The organism is Streptomyces sp. CBMA123 (genome assembly GCF_014596465.1).
In the GTDB taxonomy this organism is placed as follows: domain Bacteria; phylum Actinomycetota; class Actinomycetes; order Streptomycetales; family Streptomycetaceae; genus Kitasatospora.
The window spans coordinates 62299-87632 of record NZ_MECK01000556.1; the positions used below are offsets into that span (position 1 = coordinate 62299).

The 25334-nt window shown below is 73.4% G+C and carries 23 protein-coding genes; 8 read left to right on the plus strand and 15 right to left on the minus strand.

Features of this window, described 5'->3' with window-relative positions; translation table 11 throughout:
• Positions 1–222 precede the first annotated feature (222 nt).
• The 3 genes from BG452_RS36725 to BG452_RS36735 form a co-directional block, all read right to left on the minus strand.
• Positions 223–1200: a hypothetical protein gene (locus BG452_RS36725; protein WP_223243250.1), complete on the minus strand. Its 978-nt coding sequence runs from the start codon at positions 1198–1200 to the stop codon at positions 223–225.
• A gap of 229 nt (positions 1201–1429) precedes the next feature.
• Positions 1430–1957 (minus strand): hypothetical protein, encoded by a 528-nt coding sequence (locus BG452_RS36730; RefSeq protein ID WP_188308673.1) that lies wholly within the window; start codon positions 1955–1957, stop codon positions 1430–1432.
• Positions 1958–2308: 351 nt separating this feature from the next.
• The gene (locus tag BG452_RS36735; protein ID WP_188308725.1) at positions 2309–3760 is read right to left on the minus strand and encodes an amidase; all 1452 of its coding nucleotides are present in this window, start codon (positions 3758–3760) and stop codon (positions 2309–2311) included.
• A gap of 138 nt (positions 3761–3898) precedes the next feature.
• Here BG452_RS36735 and BG452_RS36740 point away from each other — a divergent pair, with 138 nt between their 5' ends.
• Positions 3899–4513: a TetR/AcrR family transcriptional regulator gene (locus BG452_RS36740; protein WP_188308674.1), complete on the plus strand. Its 615-nt coding sequence runs from the start codon at positions 3899–3901 to the stop codon at positions 4511–4513.
• A gap of 150 nt (positions 4514–4663) precedes the next feature.
• On the opposite strand, the gene BG452_RS36745 is transcribed toward BG452_RS36740, so the two are convergent.
• Genes BG452_RS36745 through BG452_RS36765 form a run of 5 tightly spaced genes read right to left on the minus strand, consistent with a single transcriptional unit; the run spans position 4664 to position 10580 of the window.
• Positions 4664–5431, minus strand: coding sequence for a 3-oxoacyl-ACP reductase (locus BG452_RS36745; RefSeq protein WP_188308675.1), 768 nt, complete (start codon positions 5429–5431; stop codon positions 4664–4666).
• A 5-nt stretch (positions 5432–5436) separates the two neighbouring features.
• The gene (locus tag BG452_RS36750) at positions 5437–6810 is read right to left on the minus strand and encodes an aldehyde dehydrogenase family protein (RefSeq protein WP_188308676.1); all 1374 of its coding nucleotides are present in this window, start codon (positions 6808–6810) and stop codon (positions 5437–5439) included.
• Entirely contained in the window at positions 6807–7598 is a 792-nt protein-coding gene (locus BG452_RS36755; protein ID WP_317621401.1) for a gamma-glutamyl-gamma-aminobutyrate hydrolase family protein, read from the minus strand. The genes BG452_RS36750 and BG452_RS36755 overlap by 4 nt, the downstream gene beginning before the upstream one ends.
• Positions 7595–8953, minus strand: a complete 1359-nt coding sequence (locus tag BG452_RS36760) for a glutamine synthetase family protein (RefSeq protein WP_188308677.1) — start codon at positions 8951–8953, stop codon at positions 7595–7597. Before BG452_RS36760 ends, BG452_RS36755 begins: the two co-directional genes overlap by 4 nt.
• A gap of 43 nt (positions 8954–8996) precedes the next feature.
• Entirely contained in the window at positions 8997–10580 is a 1584-nt protein-coding gene (locus BG452_RS36765; RefSeq protein ID WP_223243252.1) for an amino acid permease, read from the minus strand.
• Between the two features lie 214 nt (positions 10581–10794).
• On the opposite strand from BG452_RS36765, the gene BG452_RS36770 reads away from it, so the two are divergent.
• Positions 10795–11544 carry a FadR/GntR family transcriptional regulator gene (locus tag BG452_RS36770; protein ID WP_317621402.1) on the plus strand — a complete coding sequence of 250 codons (750 nt, stop codon included), beginning with the start codon at positions 10795–10797 and terminating at the stop codon, positions 11542–11544.
• Between the two features lie 376 nt (positions 11545–11920).
• Positions 11921–13396 (plus strand): protein kinase domain-containing protein, encoded by a 1476-nt coding sequence (locus BG452_RS36775; RefSeq protein WP_223243253.1) that lies wholly within the window; start codon positions 11921–11923, stop codon positions 13394–13396.
• A gap of 77 nt (positions 13397–13473) precedes the next feature.
• Here BG452_RS36775 and BG452_RS36780 read toward each other — a convergent pair whose 3' ends face one another.
• The 3 genes from BG452_RS36780 to BG452_RS36790 all read right to left on the minus strand — a co-directional run bounded on the left by BG452_RS36780 (position 13474) and on the right by BG452_RS36790 (position 16086).
• Positions 13474–14949 (minus strand): FAD-dependent monooxygenase, encoded by a 1476-nt coding sequence (locus BG452_RS36780; RefSeq protein WP_188308679.1) that lies wholly within the window; start codon positions 14947–14949, stop codon positions 13474–13476.
• A 74-nt stretch (positions 14950–15023) separates the two neighbouring features.
• Positions 15024–15416, minus strand: coding sequence for a nuclear transport factor 2 family protein (locus BG452_RS36785; RefSeq protein WP_188308680.1), 393 nt, complete (start codon positions 15414–15416; stop codon positions 15024–15026).
• A gap of 262 nt (positions 15417–15678) precedes the next feature.
• Positions 15679–16086 (minus strand): DUF3291 domain-containing protein, encoded by a 408-nt coding sequence (locus BG452_RS36790; protein WP_188308681.1) that lies wholly within the window; start codon positions 16084–16086, stop codon positions 15679–15681.
• Between the two features lie 104 nt (positions 16087–16190).
• On the opposite strand from BG452_RS36790, the gene BG452_RS36795 reads away from it, so the two are divergent.
• The 3 genes from BG452_RS36795 to BG452_RS36805 all read left to right on the plus strand — a co-directional run bounded on the left by BG452_RS36795 (position 16191) and on the right by BG452_RS36805 (position 18050).
• The gene (locus BG452_RS36795) at positions 16191–16817 is read left to right on the plus strand and encodes a MerR family transcriptional regulator (protein WP_188308682.1); all 627 of its coding nucleotides are present in this window, start codon (positions 16191–16193) and stop codon (positions 16815–16817) included.
• Positions 16818–16942: 125 nt separating this feature from the next.
• Positions 16943–17140 (plus strand): RICIN domain-containing protein, encoded by a 198-nt coding sequence (locus BG452_RS36800; protein WP_188308683.1) that lies wholly within the window; start codon positions 16943–16945, stop codon positions 17138–17140.
• A gap of 139 nt (positions 17141–17279) precedes the next feature.
• The gene (locus BG452_RS36805) at positions 17280–18050 is read left to right on the plus strand and encodes a carbonic anhydrase (RefSeq protein ID WP_188308684.1); all 771 of its coding nucleotides are present in this window, start codon (positions 17280–17282) and stop codon (positions 18048–18050) included.
• Between the two features lie 410 nt (positions 18051–18460).
• Here BG452_RS36805 and BG452_RS36810 read toward each other — a convergent pair whose 3' ends face one another.
• Positions 18461–18664, minus strand: a complete 204-nt coding sequence (locus BG452_RS36810; protein WP_188308685.1) for a hypothetical protein — start codon at positions 18662–18664, stop codon at positions 18461–18463.
• A 92-nt stretch (positions 18665–18756) separates the two neighbouring features.
• Here BG452_RS36810 and BG452_RS36815 point away from each other — a divergent pair, with 92 nt between their 5' ends.
• Complete coding sequence (locus BG452_RS36815; protein WP_188308686.1) at positions 18757–19848, plus strand: DUF5937 family protein; 1092 nt, start codon at positions 18757–18759, stop codon at positions 19846–19848.
• Positions 19849–19915: 67 nt separating this feature from the next.
• On the opposite strand, the gene BG452_RS36820 is transcribed toward BG452_RS36815, so the two are convergent.
• The 3 genes from BG452_RS36820 to BG452_RS36830 all read right to left on the minus strand — a co-directional run bounded on the left by BG452_RS36820 (position 19916) and on the right by BG452_RS36830 (position 24164).
• Positions 19916–22006: a glycosyltransferase family 39 protein gene (locus BG452_RS36820; protein ID WP_188308687.1), complete on the minus strand. Its 2091-nt coding sequence runs from the start codon at positions 22004–22006 to the stop codon at positions 19916–19918.
• A gap of 245 nt (positions 22007–22251) precedes the next feature.
• A complete protein-coding gene (locus BG452_RS36825; protein ID WP_317621407.1) occupies positions 22252–23115 on the minus strand; it encodes a serine hydrolase in 864 nt (287 codons plus the stop codon).
• 101 nt (positions 23116–23216) lie between these two features.
• Positions 23217–24164 carry a LysR family transcriptional regulator gene (locus BG452_RS36830; protein ID WP_188308689.1) on the minus strand — a complete coding sequence of 316 codons (948 nt, stop codon included), beginning with the start codon at positions 24162–24164 and terminating at the stop codon, positions 23217–23219.
• Between the two features lie 136 nt (positions 24165–24300).
• Between BG452_RS36830 and bla the strand changes: the two genes are divergently transcribed.
• On the plus strand, positions 24301–25272 hold the full coding sequence (gene bla, locus BG452_RS36835) for a class A beta-lactamase (RefSeq protein WP_188308690.1): 972 nt from the start codon (positions 24301–24303) through the stop codon (positions 25270–25272).
• The last annotated feature ends 62 nt before the right edge of the window (positions 25273–25334 follow it).

Sequence of the window (25334 nt, forward strand, 5' to 3'; positions counted from 1 at the left end):
GGGCTGCCATGTCCAGCGTCACCCGTTCGGCGGACACGCGCAACCCGGCGGGGCCGTGCCGATTCGGGGGTGCGGCCGTCGGGCGGGTGCGGCCGTCGGGCGGGTGTGGGCGGAGGTCGGCCGGCAGGCGCCGGGGGGCCAGCGCAGCCACCCCGGCGACACCGCCGACCATCAGGCGTCCGCGACCTCACACGGGTCCGAGAAGCCGTACTCGCGCGATTGTCATGCCGGGGGCTTCTGCAGCCAGTCCGCCTCGGTGGTCCAGAACATCTGGCGCGCACCGAGGTAGTCGTGGGCGAAGTCCGTGAACCGTTCGCGGGTGTACGGCTGACCGGTCCTGGGGTCCTTGGCGTTGATGTCGGGTTCCTGGACGGCCATCGCGACGAGGGGGAGGGCGTTCTTGTACTCGTGGAGGAACTTGTAGGAGTTCTCCATCTGGTACGGGCGGTCCGGCAGGGTGTCCGGTCCTCCGATGCCGATCTTGTCGGCCCTGGCGAGGTCGAACATTTCCCTCATGCGCTTGTGGTCGTCGTCATCCGGCAGGAAGTTGACGTACTGGATGAACTGCGTCCTGGCGAAGACCTTCTTGCCGTAGCGCATGTTGTCGATCTCGGCATCGATGTAGGAGCCGGAGGTGTACGCGGTCTGATCATTCGCGGTGTCCACCTCGACCGCTGTCTCCGGAAGGTTCACCCCGGCGAGCTTGCCGTCGAACTTCTCCGCCATCGCCTTCAGCATGGCCTGGAAGTCCGCTCGCACCTGCTGGTTCCACTGCGCGACCACGGCCCCGTGGGTGGTGGGGTTGTCGGGGTTCTCATCGACCGTCGGCGCGAGTCCGCCCTCGTCCTTCACATACTGAGGGACGTTGGCGTCCTTCAGGGCCACATCGAAGAACCGGTCCTGCACCTGGACGAACAGCTTCTTGTGGCGTTCCTGGAGATACCGCAGGGCACCGTCCAGTCGCGACCACGTGTATTCGCCCTTCTTCCCCTCAAGAGCCTTCCAGGGTGCCACGACCTGTACGCCGCCGATGTCCGGACGGTCGATCATGGCCTTGACCTTCGGGTCCTGGCCGGACGTGGCATCCTCGAAGGCGCCGAGCGACATGTACAGATTGGCCGTCACCTTGCTGTGGGACACCGAGGCGGCGGGCCTGCCGGGGGCGGGGGCCGCGGCGGCCACTCCGACGGTGGTCGTCAAGGCCAGGGCTGTGAGGGCGACAGATCCGACTGCACCACGCTGCATCATCATGAACGAGACGCTAGGGGAAGCATTCTAAGAAGAGTTTAAGAGCGTCCGTCGTCACTCCCGGCGTTGGCACCCACCGTCACCGGAGCTGACGCCCAGTCATGACGTGGCGCATTTCTCGCGTTCCACCTCCACCCCGCACCCGGCGACGCCTCCTGAGGACGCCATCGGCGCGACGCCGTCACCCCCCGCCCGCCGTCACCCCCCGCCCGCCGGGACCGGCAGCGAGGCGGCCGAGCATCGCCATCACGGTGATCCGCAGCTTCTTGTCGTTCGTCACCGCGCAGTGGGCGTCGACGCCCCGCTCGTCCGGTGCCTCATCCGGATCGGCCAGGCCCAACCGGATCAGGTCGACGGCGTACTCCTGGCACCGGGAGTAGCCCTCCGCGGCGCTCACCGCCTCGACGTGGTCGATGCGGCCCGGGTCCTCGGCGCGCAGCAGCGCCGGGGTGGGCACGGGGCCCAGCACCTCCCCGATCCACTCCGAGACGGCCTCCCGGGGGCAGCCCCGCTCCAACTCGGAAGCGGACGCGGCGGTCAGCGCCAGGTGGACGAGGAGCGATCCGAACCACCGGGCGGCCTCGGCCGGCGGGGTGTCCCCGCCCGCCGGGGGCATCACGGCCTGGTACAGCGCGGCCAGATCATCGGCACCCGCGGCGGCGACGACCGCCTTCACGGCACTGCCGAGGGCGGCCTGGTCGGTGGTCACGGCGGTGGTCCTCCCCGTAGTCGGCAGCCGTCAACTTACCGCTCCCCTGGGGGGATCGGTGGGATTTGGCGATTCGACCGCAAGGAGGCCTCCCGGTCGGGTAGAGCACCCGCCCGTGGGCCGTCCCGGGATGGGGCGGCTTTCCCTCGTTCGCCCGCACACCAGGGTGCCGGCGCGCCGGCGGCCCGGAGAACGACGCTCGCCGGACGCTTCCCTGGCACTTCGTCCCGTAGTGAAGTCGGGCGCGGGCTCCTGGGCGGTGACGACGCCGGCCGCGGAGGCGGATGCGGCCGACCGGCCCGGCACTGCCGGGTGCCGGGCCGGTCGTGGGCCGGCGCTGCGGGGCGGCCGTCAGCGGTTCGGGTGGTTCCCCGCCCACACGGCGGGGGTGCGGTCCGACCACGGGGCGGCCTGTTCGAGTTGTCCCGCGAGGCGGAAGAGGCGGCCCTCGCGCCCGTGGCCGGCGGCGAACTGCATGCCGACCGGGAGCCCCGTTGCGGTGTCGGCCGTCACCGGCACCGACATGGCGGGCGTGCCCGCCACGTTGAACGCCGCGGTGAAGGGCGAGAGGTCGAACAGCCGGCGGAGCCAGCCGGGGCCGTCCAGCGCCTCCGCGCCGCGGCCGTGGGTGCCCAGGGGCACCGGCAGGTCCGGCACGGTCGGGGTGAGCAGGACGTCGTACGCGTCGAAGAACCGCGCCAGGGTGCGGGAGACCCGGTTGCGGACGGCCAGCGCGGTCACCAGCTCGGTCCCGGTGACCCGGCGTCCGTAGTGGTAGCTGGCGAGGATCGGCGGTTCGAGGGTCGAGAAGTCGACCGGCCGGCCGGTGGCGGCGGCCAGTTCGTCGACCGACACCGCGAGGTTGGCCGCCCACTGGCGGGCGTTGGCCAGGACGAACTCCTCCCAGCCGACCCCGAGTTCGGGTTCGGCCTGCTCCACCCGGTGATCGAGGGACTCCAGCAGGCGCACCGTGCGGGACAGCGCGTCGGCCACCGGCGGCGCGGTGCGGTGGCCGCCCCAGGCCTGGGCCAGGACGCCGATCCGCAGGGAGCCCGGATCCCGGGTGACCTCCTGCGCGTACGGGCGGGCCGGTTGCGGGGCGACGTAGGGGTCGCCCGGCTCCGGGCCGCTGACCAGGTCGAGCAGGACCGCACTGTCGCGCACGGTGCGGCTGACGCTGCCGTGCACGGCCAGGCCGTTGAAGATCTCGTCGGCGGTGGGACCGACGGGTATCCGGCCGCGGGTCGGCTTCAGCCCGAACAAGCCGTTGTAGGCGGCGGGGATGCGGATCGAGCCCGCCGCGTCGGTGGCGTGTGCGAGCGGCACGATCCCGGCGGCCACGGCCGCGCCCGCGCCCCCGCTGGAGCCGCCGGCGCTGCGGGTGAGGTCCCAGGGGTTGCGGGTCGGGCCGTACAGCACGGGTTCGGTCGTGGTGCTGTAGGCCATCTCCGGGGTCGCGGTGCGCCCGAAGGTGACGAGGCCGGCACGGCGGAAGCGGGACATCAGGGTCGAGTCGGCGGTGGCGACGGTCCCGGCCGCGAGGCGGCTGCCGAGATCCGTGCGCCGGCCCGCCATGGTGATCCCGAGGTCCTTGATCAGGAAGGGGACTCCCGCCAGCGGTGCGCTGCCGGGGCGGGGCTCGTCGTCGGCCGGCCAGGTCTCCACGACGGCGTTGAGCCGCGGGTCGACGGCCTGCGCGGCCTCCCGGGCGGCCGCTTGCACTTCTGCGGGGGTCACCTGGCCCCGGGCGATCAGGTCGGCGAGTCCGACCGCGTCGAAGCTCACGTACTCCTTGACGTCCAACTGGGTCACTCCTGGAATCGAGAACGGTACCGCTCAGTCTTTGACGATACCGATCGGTATCGTGCGGAACGGACTGGTACCGTAACAGGAAGTGCAGGGAGCGGAAGACCAGCAAGCGGCCGGAGGCCAGGAACAGCCATGACATCGCCCGCCAGACGACCGAGCCGGGTGGCGAAACTGCCGCCGCGCGAGCGCATCCTCGACGCCGCGGAGGAGCTCTTCCAGAGCGAGGGGATCCGGCGGGTGGGCGTCCAGGCGATCGCCGAGAAGGCCGAGACGACCAAGATGGCGATCTACCGTCACTTCGAGACCAAGGACGCCCTGGTCGCGGAGTGGCTGCGGATCGTCGCCGCCGACTACCAGGCGGCGTTCGACCGGGTCGAGGCCGAGCACCCCGGCCGGCCCAGGGAACAGATCCTCGGCCTGGCCCGCTTCATCGCCGAGGGACTGCCGGCCGTCTCGCACCGGGGCTGCCCCTTCATCAACTCCATCGCCGAGCTGCCCGACCGCTCCCACCCCGCGCGGCAGGTGATCGAACGGCACAAGGAGCGCCAGACCCGCCGGCTCGTCGGCATGTGCGCGCAGGCCGGGCTGCCCGACCCCGAGCAGACGGCGGCCGAGATCACCTTCGCCCTCGAAGGCGCGCAGGTCAGCACGCAGAACAGCAGCGTCGACCGGACCGGGGAGCGCCTGATGCGGATCGTCGAGGGGATCGTGGACCGGGCCGCGGCCTGCCCACCGATCACCCGCTGACACCGGCAGGGCCCGTCCGGGCTCGGCTTCTCCGGCGCCCCGGACCTGCGGAAGGGCCCGCCCCCGATGGTGGGGGGCGGGCCCTGGGTGAGGCGGGGTGAGGCAGGGTGAGGCGGGTGAGGCGGGGCGTCCTGCCGGGGGCGGGCCCCGCTACTGCGGGGTCACGTAGGCGCCGGAGATGCCGCCGTCGACGAGGAAGGTGTTGGCGGTCATGAAGGAGGAGTCGTCGGAGGCGAGGAAGGCCACCGCGGCGGCGATCTCCTCGGGCTCGGCGAAGCGGCCCAGCGGGATGTGGACCAGGCGGCGGGCGGCCCGCTCCGGGTCCTTGGCGAAGAGTTCCCGCAGCAGCGGGGTGTTCACCGGGCCGGGGCACAGGGCGTTGACGCGGATGCCCTCGCGGGCGAACTGCACGCCCAGCTCGCGGGACATGGCCAGCACGCCGCCCTTGGAGGCGCTGTAGGAGATCTGGGAGGTGGCCGCGCCCATCACGGCGACGAACGACGCGGTGTTGATGATCGAGCCCTTGCCCTGGCGCTGCATGTGCGGGATCGCGTACTTGCAGCACAGGTAGACGCTGGTGAGGTTGACCTCCTGGACGCGCTTCCAGGCCTCCAGGCCGGTGGTGAGGATGGAGTCGTCGTCCGGCGGGGAGATGCCCGCGTTGTTGAAGGTGATGTCGAGGCGTCCGTACTCGTCGACGGCCCGCTGGAAGAGGTCGCGCACCGCGGCCTCGTCGGTGACGTCGGCCTGGATGAACAGGCCGCCGACCTCGTTCGCGGCCTTGGCGCCGGTCTCGGGGTCGAGGTCGACGCAGACCACCTTCGCGCCCTCGGCGGCGAAGCGGCGGGCGGTCGCCAGGCCGATGCCGCTGCCGGCGCCGGTGATGACGGCCACGCGGCCGTCGAGTCGCTGGGTCATGCTGATCATTCCTCCGTGGAGATGAAGACGTTCTTGGTCTGGGTGAAGGCGTCGAGGGCGTCCGGGCCGAGTTCACGGCCGAGTCCGGACTGCTTGAAGCCGCCGAACGGCGTGGTGTAGCGCACCGAGGAGTGCGAGTTGACGGAGAGGTTGCCGGCCTCGACGCCGCGCGAGACCCGCAGGGCGCGGCCGAGGTCCCTGGTCCAGATGGAGCCGGACAGGCCGTACTCGGTGGCGTTGGCGATGCGCAGGGCGTCCTGTTCGTCGCGGAACGGGACGACGGCGACGACCGGGCCGAAGATCTCCTCGGTGAAGGCGCGGTCGTCGTGCCGCACGGGCGCGAGGACGGTCGGCGGGTACCAGAAGCCGGGCCCGTCGGGGGCGCTGCCGCGGAAGGCGACGGCCGAGGTGTCCGGGACGTAGGAGGAGACCCGCTCGCGGTGGGCGGCCGAGATCAGCGGGCCCATCTCGGTCTTCTCGTCGCTCGGGTCGCCGACCCGCACGCCGCGCACGGCCGGCTCCAGCAGCGCCATGAAGTCGTCGAACACGGACGCCTCGACGAGGATCCGGGAGCGGGCGCAGCAGTCCTGGCCGGCGTTGTCGAAGACGGCGTAGGGCGCGGTCGCGGCGGCCTTGGCGAGGTCGGCGTCGGCGAAGACGATGTTGGCGCTCTTGCCGCCGAGTTCGAGGGTGACGGGCTTCACCTGGGCGGCGCAGCCCGCCATGATCTCCTTGCCGACCCGGGTCGAGCCGGTGAAGACGACCTTGCGCACGTCGGGGTGGGTGACGAAGCGCTGTCCGACGACCGGGCCGCGGCCGGGCAGGACCTGGAGCACGCCCTCGGGGATCCCGGCCGCCAGGGCGAGTTCGGCCAGGCGCAGCGCGGTGAGCGGGGTGAGTTCGGCCGGTTTGACGATGACGGTGTTGCCGGCGGCGAGCGCCGGGGCGAGGGCCCAGGCGGCGATCGGCATGGGGAAGTTCCAGGGCACGATGACCCCGACGACGCCGATCGGTTCCTGGAAGGTGACGTCGAGGCCGCCGGCGACGGGGATCTGCCGGCCGAACAGCCGCTCGGGGGCGGCGGCGTAGTACTCGATGACGTCCCGCGCGTTGCCCGCCTCCCAGCGGGCGTTGCCGATGGTGTGCCCGGCGTTGGCGACCTCCAGGGCGGCGAGGTGCTCGCGGTCGGCGTCGACGGCGGCGGCGAAGGCGCGCAGCAGCCGGGCGCGGTCGGCGGGGGCCACCCGGCGCCAGGTGTCGAAGGCGGCGCGGGCGCGGGCGACGGCGGCGTCGGTCTCGGCGGGGCCGGCGAGTTCGACGGTGGTGATCACCTCCTCGGTGGCGGGGTTGACGACCTCGAAGAGGTCCGGTTCGGTCATCGGGCGGTCTCCCTCTGGCTGGCGGTGATGAACGCGTGGAACAGGCGCGGGTCGTCGGGGTCGGTCTCCGGGTGCCACTGGACGCCCAGGGCGAAGCGGTGGCCGATGAGTTCGAGTGCCTCGACGGTGCCGTCGGCGCTGTGGGCGGTGGCCCGCAGGCCGGTGCCGATCCGGTCGACGGCCTGGTGGTGGTAGCAGGAGACCTCGGTGACGGGCCCCAGGACGGCGGCGATCCGGCTGCCGTGCGCCGGGGTGACCCGGTGGCGGACGAAGCGGGCGGGGGCGATCTGGTGGCTGTCGTCGGGCAGGTGCTGGAGGAGGGTGCCGCCGAGTTCGACGTTGAGCAGTTGCATGCCTCGGCAGACGCCGAGGACCGGCAGGTCCCGGGCGAGGGCGGCGCGCAGCAGCCGGCTCTCCCAGTCGTCGCGGGCGTGGTGGGGCGGGCCGGTGCGGGGGTGGGGGGCGGCCGCGTAGCGGGCCGGGTCGACGTCCGGTCCGCCGGTGAGGACGAGTCCGTCGAGGGCGTCGAGGAGGTGGCCGGCCGCGCCGGGCTGGGGCGGCAGCAGGACCGGGGTGCCGCCCGCGCGGGCGATGGCGTCGACGTACGTCTGGGGTACGAGGGCGGCGCGCTGGTTCCAGACGGACCAGGCGGCGGCGTCCTGGTAGGTGCTGATGCCGATGAGCGGTCGTCGGCGGTCGTCGGGGGGTGTCGTGTCGGGGCCGGTCGTGTCGGGGCCGGTCGTGTCGGGGGGTGTCGTGTCGGTGGCGGTCACGTCGGTGGCGGTCACAGTCGCTCGAATCCGCGGCGCCGCTCCCAGTCGGTCACCGCCCGCTGGTAGGAGGCGAGTTCGGTGCGTCCGGCGTGGGTGTAGTGCCGCACGACGTCCTTGCCGAAGGCCTCGGTGGCGACGGTGCTGCGCTCGAAGGCGTCGACCGCGTCGCGCAGGGTGGCGGGCACCCGGGGCGCGTCGGAGGTGTAGGCGTTTCCGGTGAACTCCGGCTGGAGTTCCAGCTGTTGCTCGACGCCGTGCAGTCCCGCGGCGATCAAGGCGGCGACCGCGAGGTAGGGGTTGACGTCGCCGCCGGGGACGCGGTTCTCGAAGCGCAGCGACGGGCCGTGGCCGACGACGCGCAGGGCGCAGGTGCGGTTGTCGCGGCCCCAGGCGATGGCGGTGGGCGCGAAGCTGCCGGGGACGTAGCGCTTGTAGGAGTTGACGGTGGGGGCGAACAGCAGGGCGAAGTCGGCGAGGCAGGCGAGCTGGCCGGCGAGGAAGTGCTCCATGGTGCGGGAGAAGCCGTGCGGGCGGTCTCCGGCGAACACCGGGGTGCCCTGCTCGTCGCGCAGGCTCAGGTGGATGTGGCAGGAGTTGCCCTCGCGTTCGTCGTACTTGGCCATGAACGTGAGGCTGCAGCCCTCCTGGGCGGCGATCTCCTTGGCACCGGTCTTGTAGACGGTGTGGTTGTCGCAGGTGGTGAGGGCGTCGGCGTACTTGAAGGCGATCTCGTGCTGGCCGAGGTTGCACTCGCCCTTGGCGGACTCGACGGTGAGGCCGGCGCCGGCCATGCCGTTGCGCAGGCGGCGCAGCAGGGGTTCGATGCGCCCGGTGCCGAGGATGGAGTAGTCGACGTTGTACTGGTTGGCCGGGGTGAGCCGGGTGTAGTCCTTGTCCCAGGCCTGTTCGTAGCTGTCCCGGAAGACGATGAACTCCAGTTCGGTGGCGGCCTGGGCCTGCCAGCCGTGGCCGGCCAGGCGGTCGAGCTGGCGCTGGAGGACCTGGCGCGGGGAGACGGCGACCGGGGTGCCGTCGTGGTGGACGACGTCGCACTGGACCATGACGGTGGCGGGGTGCCAGGGGACGGAGCGCAGGGTGGCGAGGTCGGGGCGCAGCGTCAGGTCGCCGTAGCCGTTCTCCCAGGAGGAGACCTCGTACCCGTCGACGGTGTTCATGTCGACGTCGACGGCCAGCAGGTAGCCGCAGCCCTCCGCGGCGCCGGTCACGACGTCGTCCAGGAAGTACTCGGCGGCGACGCGTTTGCCCTGGAGGCGCCCCTGCATGTCGGTCATGGCGAGCACGACGGTGTCGACGGACCCGTCGGCGACGCGGGTGCGCAGTTCGTCGAGGGTGAGCCGGGGGGTGGTCATCGGGTCTCCGGATCGGTGTCGGGGGTGGGCGGCTGCGGGCTGGTCATCGGGGCTCCGGTCCGGGGGCCGGGGCGTCGGGCGCGTAGGGCTTGGACGGCGCGGACGGCGCGGCGCTGATGTGCGGCCCGGTGAACCAGTGCCGGGCGGAGGCCAGCCACCACACGCCGGCGAAGCCGCCCACGACGGCCACGGCGACCGGGGTGTAGTTGAAGCTCTCGGCGGTGATCGGGCTGGCGGTGGGCAGCATGAACAGGACGCTGATCACCGCCGTCCAGACGACGGCGACGACGCCGATCGGCCGGCTCCAGCGGCCCAGGTGCCAGGGGCCGCGCGGGAAGTCCTCGCCCTGGCGCAGCCGCAGGTACACCGGGATGACGTAGGAGATGTAGAGGCCGATGACGGAGATCGAGGTCACGGCCGTGTAGGCGGTGTTGTTCCAGAGCGCGGGCAGTCCCAGCAGCAGGGCGCCGCCGGTGGCCAGCCAGACCGCGTTGGTCGGGGTCTGGGTGCGCGGGGAGATGCGGTGCCAGAGGCGGGAGCCGGGCAGCGCGCCGTCGCGGGAGAAGGCGTAGATCATGCGCGAGTTGGCGGTGACGGAGGCCATGCCGCAGAAGAACTGGGCGCCGATGACGATGAGCAGCAGGAACTGGGCACCGCCGGAGCCGATCGCGTCGATGAAGATCTGCGCGGGCGGGACCTGGGTGTCGCTGTTGAGCGCGCCGTCGTAGTCGCGGATCGCGAAGGTGATGCCGAGCAGCAGGATCCAGCCCGCGACCAGGGAGACGGTGATGGCGTTGACGATGCCGCGGGGGCCGGAGCGGGCGGCGTCCTGGGTCTCCTCGGTCATGTGGGCGGAGGCGTCGTAGCCGGTGAGGGTGTACTGGGCCATCAGCAGGCCGAGCATCGCGACGTAGAACTGGCTGTGGAAGCCGGTCCGGTTGACGAAGTCGGTGAAGACGGAGGAGGCGGAGGCGTGCCGCTCGGGGAACAGCGCGAGCGCGCCGACGATGATCGCGACGCCGGCCAGGTGCCACCAGACGGAGACGCTGTTGAGGACGGCGACCAGGCGCACCCCGAAGGTGTTGAGCAGGCCGTGCGCCAGCAGGATGACCGCGAAGATCTCCATGGTGTGCGCGGGGGTGGCCGCGACGCCGTAGCGCAGGTCGAGGAAGGCGTTGGTGAAGAAGGCGGCGCCGTAGTCGACGCTGGCGGTCACCGCGACCTGGCCGAGGAAGTTGAACCAGCCGGTGAACCAGCTCCAGGCCGGGCCGCGGCTGCGGGTCAGCTTGGCGGACCAGTAGTAGAGGCCGCCGGCCGTCGGGTAGCTGGAGCAGATCTCGGCCATCGCGAGGCCGACGCAGAGCGTCAGCAGGCCGACCACCGGCCAGCCCCAGATGATCAGGGCCGGGCCGCCGGTCTTCATCCCCGTCCCGTAGAGGGTCAGGCAGCCGGACAGGATCGAGACGATGGAGAAGGAGACGGCGAAGTTGGAGAAGCCCGTCATCGAGCGGGCCAGCTCCTGGGTGTAGCCCAGCTCGCGGAGGCGTTGTTCGTCGGCGGAAACAGGGGAGGAATCCACCGGGAACACGGCGGGGCCAGGGTGGTCGGGTGAGCGTGCGTCGGTCATGGGCACCCCTGGGGGTTGAGGGTGTGCCGGGGTGCGCGCGGCCACGACGGCGTGGGCGCACCCGCCCCGGCGGCTTCGACGGTCGGACGGCTCTTCAATGGTCTAAAGTCAGACCATTGGGTGGGTGAGCAGCATCGTTCCGGCTGGACGGTGGCCACGTCAAGGGCAGGATGGGAATGAGTGCGGGATATCCGTGCGCAGGTACGATTCCGGCGTGGACGTGGACGTGACGCGTGAGCAGGCACGGCTCGACTGGGAGGCCGGGGCGATCTTCCGCCCGATCCGGACCGGCAACGCCTTCGAGGAGACCGTCGAACGGCTGCTCCAGGCGATCAAGCTCGGCGTCTTCGGCCCCGGCGACCGGCTGCCCGCCGAACGCGACCTCGCCGCCCGGCTCGGCGTCAGCCGCGAGACCCTGCGCGAGGCGCTCCGCACCCTCCAGCAGGCCGACTGCGTCGCACCCCGCCGCGGCCGCTACGGCGGAACCTTCGTCACCTATCGGATGCCCGAACCGGACGTCGCCGACCTGCGCCGCGCCGCCCGCGACCTCGGCGGCGCGCTGGAGGACGCGCTGACCTACCGGCAGGTCCTGGAGGTCGGGGCCGCCGAGGCCGCCGCCCGGCGCCCCCTCTCCCCCGAGCAGCGCGCCCACCTGGAGGACCGGCTGACCGAGCTGGACGCAGCCCCGGCGGAGCAGTACCGCCAGCTGGACTCGCGCTTCCACCTCGCCATCGGTGAACTCACCGGCTCACCCGCCCTCGCCGCGGCCATCGCCGAGGCCAGGATGCGCCTCAACGACCTGCTGAACGCGATCCCCATACTGGAGCGCAACATCGAGCACGCCGCCGAGCAGCACCGGGCGATGGTCCGGGCGATCCTCGACGGCGACGGCGACGGCGCCCGACGCGCCACCGAGGAACACCTCGCCGCGACGGCCTCACTGCTGCGGGGCTTCCTGGCCTGACACTCCCCCGGGACCACCGGCCGTCCAAACGCTCCAAGGCTCTGTTTCCACTGCACGGCACGGGAGGTGGTGCCACCGCCCGGTGGCACCACCTCCCCGGCGGACCGCTACTCGGTCAGCTGATCGACGGGTTGCCGGGCAGGCCGGGTGCCGGCTACCTCCAAGCCCTGGCGGAGATGGTCCAGCACGGCAGGGATCTCTTGCCACGATTGCCCGATGACCGCCTCTTCGCCGCGGCCCTGGCCCGACGCTGCTTCGAGCCGGGCGGTTCCGTGAACACGGGCCCCGCAGGGGATGCTTCTGGAAGACTGCTGCCGCATGATGCGGCGTCAGGGCAGGGAAGCCTGCGGGGTGGGGGGCCACTGTGGAACCGGTCTTGATCCTTCTGATCATTCTCGTGGTGCTGGTCTTCTGTTTCCTTGTCAAAGCGATCCAGATCGTCCCGAATGCCAGCGCCGTCGTCGTGGAGCGGTTCGGGCGCTACAGCCGCACGCTCGACGCCGGTCCGCACTTCGTGACCCCGTTGATCAACACCATTCGCAGTCGGGTCGACCTGCGCGAACAGAGCATGGCGATTGCACCGCAGGAGGTGACCACGCGGGACCACCGGCGCGTCGACATCGACGTGACCGTCGGGTACCAGGTGGCGGATGCGAGGGCCGCTGTCTACGGCGTGGACTCCTTCACCCAGGCGATCGAGCAGCTCGCTGTCGCTACGGTGCGTGGCACCGTCGACGGCATGGACCTGGAACCGGCTCTGACGTCCCGCGAGGTGATCAGCACGGTCCTGCGGAGTGCCCTCGACCGGGACGCAGTGCGCTGGGGCGTCGCGATCCGCCGCGTCGATTGCCGGGTGGCCGCCGCGTCCGGCCCGGTCACGGGCTCACCGGCGATGGAGGTTCACGCTGACCCGTACACGAGTCCCTTCGCTCCGAACGGCGGCAGCGCGGGGCCGCGGAATCCACCGCAGCCGCTCGCACGGACCAGCCGTGTCCCCGGGCACCGTCCGCTGGGGCAGGGCGATCCTCGCCGGATCGGCCGCTACAGCCTGACGGCGGTGCTGGGGCAAGGGGGGATGGGCACGGTCTATCTCGGCCAGTCGCCCGGCCGGCGCCTGGTCGCGGTCAAGGTCATCCGGTCGGAACTCGCCGAGGACCCGACCTTCCGGAGGCGGTTCGCCATCGAGATCAGCGCCGCGGGCCTCGTCGGCGGATTCCACACCGCGTCCGTGGTGGACGCCGACCCCCACGGTGACCCGCCGTGGCTTGCCACTGAGTACATCCCCGGCCCGTCACTGCAGGAGGTTCTCAAGCAGCAGGGCGCCATGCCCCCGAGGACCCTGCACACCCTGGCGGTCGGCGTCGCCGAAGCACTGGAGCGCATCCACGCCTGCGGCATCGTCCACCGCGACCTCAAGCCCGCCAACATCATCATCTCCGACTCAGGCCCTCGCATCATCGACTTCGGCATCGCCCGGGCTCTCGACAGCACCGGGCTCACCAGCACCAACTACGTGATCGGCACCGAGGGGTTCGTCGCCCCGGAACGGCTCACCGGTGGGGCGGTCACTGCTGCCGCGGATCTCTACGCCTTCGGCATGGTGCTGTGCCATGCCGCCGGAGCGGCGCCACTGGCGGCCGGTGAATCCCTGGCGTCCGCCGTCAGCCTGCTGCCCTCCCGGCTCGCCGGCACCGTCAACCGGTGCCTCGACCACGACCCCCGGCACCGCCCGACGGCCGCCGAGGTGCTCGAACTGCTTTCCCAGGACGACCTGTCGGCCGGAGACTGGCTGCCGCTCCCCGTGCGCACGATGGTCGACCTGTACAGCCCCTCGTCCGGCTCGGCACCATGAGCCGCCTGGCGGTGCACCGGCCTGATCCGTGAGGACGGGCCGCCGGGCGGGGGGCGGGTGGGCGCACCGGGCGGTGTTCAGCGGCACAGGGTGCGCAGGGTGGGGAGGCAGTCCGCGGCCCGGCGCTGCGGGTCGGTGTCGGTGCCGGCCCAGGCGATCCGGGCGTCCGGGCGGATGAGCACGGCGGTGACGTCCCGCCAGAGCGCGTGCGCCGTCTCGGTGTCGACGGTTGCGGCGCGCCGCTCCAGGCCGTCCGTCGGGCACGGCGTCGTCGTCCCGCCGAGGTCCAGCAGCAGTGGTCGGCCGTGGTGCATCAGCGGGTGGGCGGTGGGTGCGCCGGCCGGGGTGTTCAGGGCGAGGCCGGCCAGCCGGGTGCCGTTCAGCGGGTGCCCGCCGGGCTCGGTGCCGGCGGGGAGCGGGTCGTCGAAGCCGGCGATCCGGCGGGCCCACTGGCGGTTGGTCCGTGGTTCGGCGAGTGCGGCGGACCAGACCTCGCGCAGGGCGATCTGCTCCGGGTTCGCCGCCGCGAACAGGGCGAGCTGCGCGCGGGTGTTGTCGATGACGGCGCGGGCCGCCGGGCGGCGTTCGGTGTCGTAGCTGTCGAGCAGTCCGTCGGGCGCCCGGCCCTGGAGGGTGGCGGCCAGCTTCCAGCCCAGGTTGGTGGCGTCCTGGATGCCGAGGTTCATGCCCTGCCCGCCGGCCGGGAAGAACATGTGCGCCGCGTCCCCGGCCACCAGCACCCGTCCGGCCCGGTACCGGGCGGCCTGGCGGGTGGCGTTGCCGTAGCGCGAGAGCCACCGGGGGTTGCGCAGGCCCAGGTCCCGTCCCAGCAGTGCGCGGGTCTGCTCGCGCACCTCCGCCAGGGTCAGCGGTTCGCCGGTGCCGCGGTGCATGGTGGCCGTGGACAGGCCCGCCAGCCGGTGGACGCCGTCGCCGATCGGGGCCGCCAGGAACGAGCCGCCCGGCCCGGTGGCGGCGAGCGGCCCGGTGGGCGGATCGTCGAGTTCGACGTCGGCGAGCCACCCGGTCATGGTGGTGTCCTGACCGGGGAAGTCGATGCCCGCCGCCTGGCGCACCGCGCTGCGCGTGCCGTCGCAGCCCACCACCCAGCGGGCCCGCACGGTCCGGTGGGTGCCGCCGGCCCGGATCACCACCTCGACGGCGTCCGGCCCCTGGGTGAGCGAGACGACCTCCTGCCCGCGCAGCACCCGGGCGCCCACGGCGACCGCGTGCTCCTCCAGGAGCTGCTCGGTGACGGACTGACCGAGCGCCAGCATGAAGGGGTGGACCGCCCCGACCGCGGAGAAGTCCAGCCGGGTGGTCGCCGCGCCGAAGTGGCCGGTCGGCACCGGGGTGCCGCGTTCGATGAACCGCTGCGCGAGGCCGCGGGTGGCGAAGGTGTCCAGCGTGCCGGCCTGCAGGCCGACCGCGCGCGACCGCCCGTCCGGTGCCGCCCGGCGTTCCACGACGGCCACCTCCACCCCGTGCAGGCGCAACTCCGCGGCGAGCCAGAGCCCTACCGGGCCGGCCCCGGCGATGAGCACGTCGAGCATGACAACCACTTCCTCTCACTCTGGGACGATGCGCCGGGACCGGGCAGCCTCGTGGCGCCGGGTGGGCGGGGTGGTCAGCGGGCGCTGCCGAGGTCCCGGTCGGCGTCGGCGCCCTCCAGCAGGAGGGTGGTCTCCTCGATGCGGCGGAAGCGGCCGTCGGGGGCGAACTCGGCGAAGAGGTAGACCTCCATGCGGACGGTGGAGCCGTCGGTCTTGGTGATCGTCATGGTGTGGCGGTCGGCGTAGCGGTCGCCGTCGGAGAGTTCGTCGTGGACCTCGACCGAGCCGCCGGCCACGACCGTGCGCAGGTGGGCGATGTGGGCGAGGAACTCGGTGCGGTTCGCCCAGCTTCCGTCGGTGCGCTGGCGGTAGTCGGGGGCGAAGTGCCGGTCGGCGGCCTCCTCGAGGGCCAGGCCCGGGGTGAGGAGCAGGTCGGTCAGGGCGGCGCGGGCGTGGGTGCGGTTCACGGGGATTCCTTCGCTCGGATGCGGGAGTCGGCCCGTCGCGCATCAATCCGAGATGCGTGCTTAGGGCACGCTTGCCACTGTACAGGGAAAGCGTGTTTTACGCACGCAAATCTGGAACGGCCAAGGACTCGACAGGGCACGACACCCCAACGCCCCGCCCTCGGGCGGGCGGCCGGGTGCGGCCGGGCGGGCGGGCGGGCGGGCGACGGAGCTCGGCATCCTGACAGCGGGCCGCACCCGGCCGGAATCCAGGTCGAGGCGGTCAGCGGCCGGCGGCCCCGGCACGCTGGGCGTCGATGCGGGCATGGGCGTCCGGCCACCGGATCGGGAGCCGTTCGACCGGGGTGTCCCAGAAGGTGAAGGTGGACTCCCGCATGGTGGCGCGCAGGCCGGTCATGGTGCTGCGGTGGGGTTCGGCGGCGGCGAAGGCGTCCAGGGCCTCGCGGCTCTCCCAGGCGGACAGCGTCCAGAAGGTCCGCCGGAGCGGCCGGGCGATCAGCGAGGCACCCAACGCGCCTGGCGCGCTGCGCAGTTGGCGCCAGATGGCGAGCGACCGGACGAAGAAGCGCGGGACGTCGGCGAGCGAGCGGACCTCGAAGCGGGAGGCCATGACGACCGCCCGGGTGCCGGGGACGGCGGGGTTCGGGGTGATCCAGGGCAGGGTGGGCATGGCTGACTCTCCCCATCGGCGGAGGACGCCACATTGGGTAGTGGCACTATCTATGTTAGACAGTGCTGGTATCCAGATGCCAGGGGAAAGGACGAGTGCCGCCGGTGCGGATCTCCGAACTCAGCCGCCGCAGCGCGGTGCCGACCGCGACCATCAAGTACTACCTGCGGGAGGGCCTGCTGCCGCCCGGCCGGGCCACCGCCGCCACCCAGGCCGAGTACGACGAGAGCCACCTGCGCCGGCTGCGCCTGGTGCGGGCGCTGATCGGGGTGCGGGGGCTGAGCGTGAGCGCCACCCGCGAGGTGCTCGGCGCGGTGGCGGAACACGCGGGGCAGCGCCACCAGGTGCTCGGCCTGGTGCTCGGGGCCCGCCCGGTGGACGAGGAAGCGGAGCAGGCGCACGGGGAGCCGAAGCCGGGAACGGCGGAGGTGGACGCGCTGATCGGCGAACTCGGCTGGGAGGTCTCCGAGCACGCCCCCGCCCGGGCGGTACTCGGCGAGACCCTGGAGACCCTGCGCACGCTCGGCGCCGAACTCGACCCGGCGGCTCTGCGGGGCTACGCCGAACTGGCCGAGCGGACCGCCGTCCTGGACCTCGACCAGCTCGACCCGGCGGCCGACCCGCTGGAGCAGGCCGAACGGGCCCTGCTGCGGACCGTCCTCCTGGAACCGGCCCTGCTCGCCCTGCGACGGCTGGCCCAGGAGAACGAGTCCGCCCGGCGGGAGCGCTGAGCGCCACGACGACCGAACGGGCCGCCCGCCGAAACAGCCCCAGGACGGCAGCCGGCCTCGGCTCGCTGTCGATCGAACCCTCGGCCCTCGCGGTCCAGGACTCCAGCACCGAGGCCAACGCCCGGGTGATCCGGACCGCGTGCACGAACGACGCCGGGCAGTCCCGGCGCATCGAGGAGCGGCCGGGCGGCATGCGCTTCGTCAACGGCAACAACCGGCTGTGCCCCGCCGTCTCCTACGGCAGCAGCGCCCCGCACGCGCCCCTCGCGCAGCACCCGTGCGGGGCGCTGCTCCGCTACGGGGCCTGCGGCCCGCGCCGCTGATCCCGACGCCTGTGGGCCGTCCGCAGCAATGTGGCCCGCGCCCGCTTGCGCCTGCCGCCACGGCCCCTCCCCCAGGCCGAACAATCGGCCTGGTCGGGACACAGGGACCATTCCGAGTGGCAGTGAGGGGAACGAACCGATGGACGAAGCCGGTCGCCCGAGTCGTCGAGCGCTGCTCGCCGGCGGGCTGGTGAGCACCGCGTTCGCGCTCGCGGGATGCACGACGACCAGGGCGGACTCCCCCGCCCCCCTCGCCTCGCCGGCCTCGCCCACGGGCAGTGCCGCGCCGTCGTCGACACCGCAAGCACAGCCCACCACACCCGCCGCGGCGTTCACGAGGCTGATGGACGGCAACAGGCGCTGGGTCAGCGGAGACCTGCAACACCCCGACCGGGACCCGAACCGGCGTCAGCTGGTCGCCCAGGAGCAGGAGCCGTTCGGGTCGATCCTCTCGTGCATCGACTCGCGGGTCCCGCCCGAGCTCCTCTTCGACACCGGCCTCGGCGACCTGTACGTCATGCGCACGGGCGGTGAGGCGGTCAGCCCGGTGGTCACCGGGTCCGTCGAGTACGGGCCCATGACGAGCGGCACCCCCCTCATCGTGGTCCTCGGGCACCAGCGCTGCGGCGCGGTCAAGGCGGCGTACGAGTCCATCCGGGACGGCAAGCCGCTGCCCGGCAACCTGGACGCGATCGCCAAGGCCCTGCGGCCGGCGTACGACCAGGCGGTCCGGGAGGGCGGCGCCGACCCGGTCGAGACGATGTCCCGCGCCCAGGTCACCCTGACGGCAGCCGACCTGCGCTCCAACCCCGACCTGGCCCCCCTCGTGGCCAAGGGCACCCTGGCCGTCGTCGGCGCCTACTACTCCCTGGACACGGGCGTCGTGGAAGTCCTGTCCGGAGCACCCTGACCGGTCGGACGGGCCCCGGCCCACGGCCGGCGGCACGTTCACCGGGCGCGGGCCGAGGCGCCGGCCGCCCGGCGAGCCGTGGTCGCCCTTACGAGACCGGCGTGGTCGAGGAACTGCGCCGCCGGACCGGGGCCGTCGGACCGGCCGTCACGTGCCGGATCTCACCGCTCTGCGGCACCATCCCGATCCCACGCACCGTCGTTTCCTCGCCTCGGTCCTGTGGCACCGACACCTCCTCACACCGGCCGACCGCGCCTCGGAGGTCGTTCAGGATGCCGACTTCCTGGCGTCCTGGGCGCAGGACGAGGCCGACGGACGCTGGGCGCCACCTGATTCGGCCCGGCACGGATGTGCGAGCGGGTGGGCCGCGAGCGGGTGGGCCGCGAGCGGGTGGGTGCGACCCGCCGTTGTCAGCCCTGGGCGCTCAGCCAGCGGCGGACCGCGAAGCTCAGGCGGCCGGGGGCCGGGCGGCCGGTGAGGACCGCTTCGAAGCGGCGGCGGTCGCGGGCGGCCCGGAGCACCGCGAGGTCGTGGGTGCCGGGGGCGGGCGGGGCCGGTTCGGCGTGCTGGGCGGCACGGTAGCTGTCCAGGAGGTGCTGGTGCAGTGCGTTCATGCGCTCACCGTGCACCACCGCCGGCCCGCCGGTCCCGCCGATTGACGACCCCCGTCAAATGACGTGGTCACCCGGCCCGGCACCATAGGGAGGTGAGCGTGACCATCGACATCACCGGGCTGCCGCACGAGCGGATCGTCTTCCACCCTTCGCCGCTGGCCGAGCTCGGCAACGCGCTGCACGCGCTCGCCGAGCCGGCCCACCACCCCCGGTTGCAGGCGTGGACGACGGCGACCTCCGGCACGCTCGAACCGGAACTGGCCGGCCGGATGCTGGAGGCCGACTTCATGTGGCGCTCGACGCGCTCCGACTTCCTGATGCCCGCCCAGCCCCGGCGGACCCTCGCCGAGGAACTGGACGACCTCGACCGGATGGAGGACGAGAGGTTCGTCGGCGCGGCCCTGGAGATCTCCTGCAGCACCAACCACTACCCCAGGGGCCTGCCCTCGCCCCTGGTCGACGCGTGGTCGCGACGCCGTGCGCTCGACCTCGCGGCGGCCCGCGGTCCGCACCAGGCGGCGTTCGTCGAACGGATGCTCACCGACCCCACCGCCACCCGGGCGTGGATCCGCCGGCTCCTGGAGGACTGCGACCGGGCGTTCTTCGCCGACACCTGGCGCCGGGTCCGCGTCCAGCTCACCGCCGACGCCCAGGACAAGAGCGAACTGCTGCGCCGCAAGGGCCTGGCGGAGGCGCTCACGGCGGCGTCACCGGCGCTGAGCCTGGAGGAGGACGAGCACGGCAGCCGCATCGTCGTCGACAAGCTCGTGCACGGCCGCACCGACGCCCGCGGCACCGCCGTCACCCTGCTGCCCAGCGTCTTCGGCTGGCCGCACCTGTTCACCCTGTACGGGCCGGGCTGGCAGCCCGTGATCCAGTACCCGGCCGCGGCCCACGAGATCGGCGGCGCCGAGCCCGTGGAGACGGTCAAGCTGCGCCTGGACGCGCTGACCCACCCGATGCGGATGAACCTGTGCCGCAGCCTGGCGCGCGCCGCGTACTCGACGAACGAGCTGGCCGACGCGTACGGCCTCACCGCCCCCGAGATCTCCCGCCACCTCGCCGTCCTGCGGAAGGCCGGGCTCCTGGTCACCCGGCGCCGGGGGCGCTACGTCCTGCACCAGCTCGACATCTCCGTCGTGGCCCGGATCGGCAGCGACTTCCTGGAGTCCGTGCTGCGCTGAGGTCCACCCGGTAGCGGTGTCGCGCGGCGCGGTGGGCGAGCAGTGCCGGTGCGTCCCGGGGCGCCGCTCAGTCCGCGCGCGGGCAGCGATAGAGCTGCCGGCCGTCGGCCGTCGGCGCCGGGCCGGGCACGTCGGTGGCCGGCACCTGGGTGCAGGCGCTCCGTACCCAGGACTGGACCTGCGCCGTGGTCGTCGCACCCGCCGAATCGTCACCGCCACGGTGGTCGGTGCCGAGCAGGACGTAGCGCAACTCGCCCTTCCTGATCAGTTGTCGGAACTCCGCCAGGGTGGGCGAGGGCGCCGATCCGCTGAAGCCGCCCATCGGCAGGACCTCCTCGCCCGTTGCCAGGATGAACGGTGCGGCGGCGCTCCAGTCGGAGGCGGCGAACAGGTAGCGGGCGCCGTCCCGGTGGGCCCGCAGGTAGTCGAACAGGGCCTGTGCGGGCGCCGTCAGGTGCCCCGAGGAGCCGGCGAACCCGCCCCCGCCGTGCTGCGCGCGCGGCGCGGCCACGGCGGCGGTGGAACCCATCGGGTGCCGCGCACCCCCGGAGGGGCCGACGGTGCCCATGCCCGAGTTGCCGTACGCCGGGCTCAGCACCGACGACGCCCAGGCACCCGGCGCGACCAGCATCGCCGCGACGCCGGCCAGCAGCCCCGCCGGCGCGAACCCCCGCCCGGTGACGCGCTTGAGCGCGACCGCCGCGAGCAGGGCCAGCGCCACGGCACCCAGGCCGATCACGGTCGGCGCCAGCCAGGGCAGGAAGGCCGGGAACTCCCGGGCGAGGCGGGCCGACCAGGCGACCGTCCCGGCGATCGCGGCGGGCAGCGCCCACGCCCGGGCACCGCCCGCGCGGAAGCCCTGCCACAGCAGGACCGTCCCCGCGCCGCCCAGAGCCGCGAGCGGGGCGGCGATCACACCCATGTAGTAGCTGTGTCCGCCGACGCTGCCCGCACTGAAGACCAGGAAGAACACCCCCAGCCAGGCGCCCCACAGGACGTAGCCGGCCCGCAGCACGTCGGTGCGCGGCTCGCGCCGCCGCCAGGCCGGCCCGCACGCCAGCGCGACGGCGGCGAGCGGGTAGAGCCAGCCGGTCTGCGGGGCGAACCGCGAGCCGAACATCTTCGTCCAGCCGCCGTCGTTCGCGCCGCCGCCCTGACTCTGGGACGGGGCCGGTGCCAACGGACTCCGAGGAGTGTCGGTTACCTGGTACGGGTTCGTAGGCTGGCTCGTGTACGGACCCTTGGCCCCGCCGACCCGGACCGCCTGCACGCTGCCCGTCTGCGCCGCGCTCATCCCCAGCGAGGAGAACCGGTTCAGGAAGTTGTAGCCGACCACCATGCTGAACGCCGAGTTGTCCGTCGTGCCGTCCACGTACGGACGGTCCTGCGCCGGGGTCACCGTGACCGCCAGCATCCACGAGGCCGACACCACCACCGTCACCAGCCCGGCCAGCGCGACGTGCCCGGCCCGCCGCCGCAGACCGGCCGGCGCCGCGAGCAGGTACACCGCCGCGAGCGCGGGCAGCACCGCCCACGCCTCCAGCATCTTGGTCTGGAACGCCAGCCCCACCCACACCCCGGCCAGCAGCAACGGACGCAGCCGCGCCGCGTGGGCGGCCCGCTGCGCGGCGTCCGCCGCGAGCAGGAGCAGCAGCGTGAAGGCGGCGTCCTCGACCGCGGTGCGGAACAGGCCCGCGGCCACCGGCGTCAGCGTGAAGGCCGCGGCCGCGAGCAGCCCCGCGTCGGCCCCCGCCCACCGCCGCACCACCCGGTACATCACCAGGACGGACAGCACGCCCTCGACCACCTGCGGCAGGGTCAGCGCCCACGGATGGAACCCGAGGACGCGCGCCGACAACGCCTGCGGCCACAGGAACCCGGGCAGTTTGTCCAGCGTGATGGTGCCCGCCGGATCGAACGACCCGAACACGAACGCCTTCCAGCTCTCCGTCATGCTGCGCACGGCGTCGGCGTAGAAGGTGTGGTACTGGCTGTGGTTGATGTTCCACGTGTAGAGCACGGCGGCGACGGTCGCGATCCCGAGCAGCACGGGCCGTGCGTAGCCCGGCTGTCCGTCGGGTGACGTCCACGGGGCCCGGCGGCCGCGCGGCCGGGCGGCCGGGGTCTGCCCGGGCGCGGTGAGGACATTGATGGCCATGGTCGGCACTCTCGGACGCGTCCGTGAGAGATGCCCCGGGAGGCGCCCCGGTTTGGTCAGATCTATACCTACGGCGCACCGATCGGCCCACCCCTCCCCCGCTGCCCGCCCGAGGAGCCGACGGCCTCGGCACCGGGCGGCCCGCCGACGGTGCGCGGCGGTCGGTGGGCGGGGGCGGATGCGAACCGCCGTAGCCGCGCTGATCGAGCAGAGGTGCGCGGCGGAGCCTTGGCGGGCGGTCCCGGTCAGTGCGGCGCGGTGGTGGGCGCTGGTGCCCGGAGGGCGTCGACGGCGAGGCGGGCGGCGGTTCCGATCGCGGCGTCGGCGGCGGGCAGGGTGATGGTGGTGGCGGCGGCGCGGGTGAAGACGGCGAGGGCGTAGCGGCCGCCGTCGGGGTATTCGACGACGCCGACCTCGTGGCGCAGGGTGGGGAGGGTGCCGGTCTTGCCGTGGACGCGGACGTCGTCGAAGGGGAAGCCGGAGGCCAGGCGGTGTGGCCAGACCTGGAGGCCGAGGAGGCGTCGCAGGGCGGCGCCGTGGTCGCCGGGGCAGGCGTCTCCGTGCCAGAGGGCGGTGAGCAGGGTGGTCATGTCGCGGGGGGTGCTGTGGTTGGTGAAGGCGGGGTCGAGGACTCTGAGGCGGGCGACGACGGCGGGGTCGACCGGGGAGTCCGGGCCGGTGTCCTCGGCGAGGGCCGCGATGAGGTCGCGGAGCTTGTGGACGGCGACGGTGCGGTTCAGGCCGAGGTCGGCCATGGTGCGGTTGACGGTGTCGAGGCCGATCTCGTCCCACAGGGTGTCGGCGGCGGTGTTGTCGCTGACGGCGGCGGTGAGGTAGGCGAGGTCGCGCAGGGAGAGGCGGGCGGGGTCGAGCATGGCGGCGAGGCCGGTCCCTCCGGGGGTGCGGCCGGTGGCGGGGACGTCGACCTGCCGGGTCAGGTCGATCCGTCCGGCGGCGGCCTCGCGGTACAGCGTCACGAGCAGGCAGAGCTTGTGGACGCTGGCGGTGCTGACGGCGGTGTCGGCGCCGAGGCCGATCTCGGCGCCGGTGTCGAGGTCGCGCGCGTGCAGTCGGCCGGTGACGCCCGCGTCGGCGAAGGCCGCGGCGATGCGGGTGCGCGCGGCCCGGTCGTGCGGGGGCCGGTCCTGCGCGGCCCGGCTGCGCGGGGGCCGGTCGGCAGCCGGGTGGTCGGCTCTGGTGCGGTCGCTGGTCAAAGCGGGAACTCCATTGCGGGCCGGGGGTAGAGCGGGCGGTGGGGCGGCTGGGGCAGCAGGCCCCCCGGTCCGGTCAGCGCCTCGTGGGCGGCCTGGGCGAACAGCCGGACGGCGGGCCCGCCCCGCCCGGCCGGCCAGGCCGTGGAGGTCCGCCAGGCCAGCGGGGTGCCGGTGAGCGGACGCCAGACTGTACCCGGTGGTGGCGCGGTGCGCGGCACCAGGGCGATGGCGCTGCCGGTGAGCACGAGCGCGCCGGCGACGTCCGGTCCCGGCGGGTCGACGACGGCCTCGGGGGTGCAGCCGTGCCTGGTCAGCGTGGTGAGCACCTCGTCGTACAGGGCCGGGGCGGTGGCGCGCGGGAAGAGGACCAGGCGCAGGCCGGTCAGTTCGGCCACCGCGAGTTCCGCGCGGTCGGCGTACGGGCTGCGCGCGGCGAGCAGGACGCCGAGCGGCTGGTGCAGGACGGGGCCGAAGGCCAGTCCGTCGGCGGGGCAGGGGTGGCGGACGACGGCGACGTCGACGGTGTGCTGGGCGAGTTCGCGCACCACGGCCGCGACGGGCAGTTCCCGCAGTTCGAGCCGGGTGCCCGGGGAGGCGCTCTCGAAGCCGGTGAGCAGCGCGGCGAGGGTGGCCGGCCCGAGTTCGGGCGGGACGGCCGCGCGCAGGGTGCCGGCCCGTCCGCTGCGCAGGTCGGCGGCGGTGGCGAGGAGGCGGGCGGCGCTGTCCAGCGTCTCCTCGGCCTCGGCGAGCAGCAGCCGGCCCGCCGGGGTGAGGTCGACGCCGCGCGGGCCGCGGTCGAACAGGGTCACGCCGAGTTCGCGTTCGAGGCGCTGGATCCGCTGGGAGAGCGAGGGCTGGGCGATCCGCAGGCGCTCGGCGGCGCGGCCGAAGTGCCGTTCCTCGGCGACGGCGCGGAAGTGGCGGAGGTGCCCCAGCAGGTCCATGGGCAGCCATCATAGGTGTTTTCTTATCGTCCACTTCATGATTGCGGTCTTGGACTGGGGAGTCGGCGGCCTGTTTAGCTGAGCGGGCCGGCGCGATCGCGGCGGTGACGGCACGAACGATCCGGGAGACCCTTCGATGACGCCCCTCCTCCTCCGCCCCCGTACCACGCTGCCCGCCGTGGCCCTGCTCGTGGCCGCGCTGATCGGCGGGTGCGGCGGGGCGGGCAGCGCCTCGACGGCGTCGACGGCCGGCGGCACCGCTTCCGGTGCGACGGCTTCCGGCACGACGGTGGCGAGCGGGCCCGCGGCCGCCTCGGCTGACGCCTCGGCGGACGCCTCCTTCGCGGCGCTCGAGCAGCGGTTCGGCGCCCGGCTCGGCGTGTTCGCGGTGGACACCGGCAGCGGCCGGGAGGTCGCCCACCGGGCCGACGAGCGGTTCGCGTTCGCGTCCACGATCAAGTCGCTCGCCGCCGGGGCCCTGCTGCGGAAGGCGTCCGACGCGGACCTGGACAAGGTCGTCCCCTACCGGCAGGAGGACGTGCTGGAGTGGGCGCCGATCACCTCGAAGCACGTGGCCACCGGCATGACGCTGCGTGACCTGGCCGCCGCCTCCATCCAGTACAGCGACAACACCGCGGCCAACCTGGTCACCGCCGAGCTCGGCGGCCCGGCGGCCGTCCAGCAGTCCCTGCGTGACCTGGGCGACTCGACCACCAGCGTCGACCGCACCGAACCCACCCTCAACGAGGCGACCCCGGGCGACACCCGCGACACCAGCACCCCGCGCGTCTTCGCCGCCAACCTGCGCCGCTACGTGCTCGGCGACGTCCTCCCGGAGGGCCGGCGCGGACTGCTGACGGACTGGCTGCTCGGCAACACGACCGGCGGCCCGTACATCCGCGCGGGGGTGCCCGCCGACTGGAAGATCGGCGACAAGACCGGCAACGCGGGCTACGGGACCCGCAACGACGTCGCCGTGGCGTGGCCGTCGGGCGGGCGCAGCCCGGTCGTGATCGTCGTCCTGTCCGACCGCGGCAAGGCGGGCGCCACCTCCGACGACGCCCTGATCGCGGAGGCGACCAAGGCCGTCGTCAGCGCCCTCGGCTGACCCTCCCCCACCGACCAGGAGCCCCGGGCGGATGGTGTTGCCCGCGGCCGCGGAACCGGCGC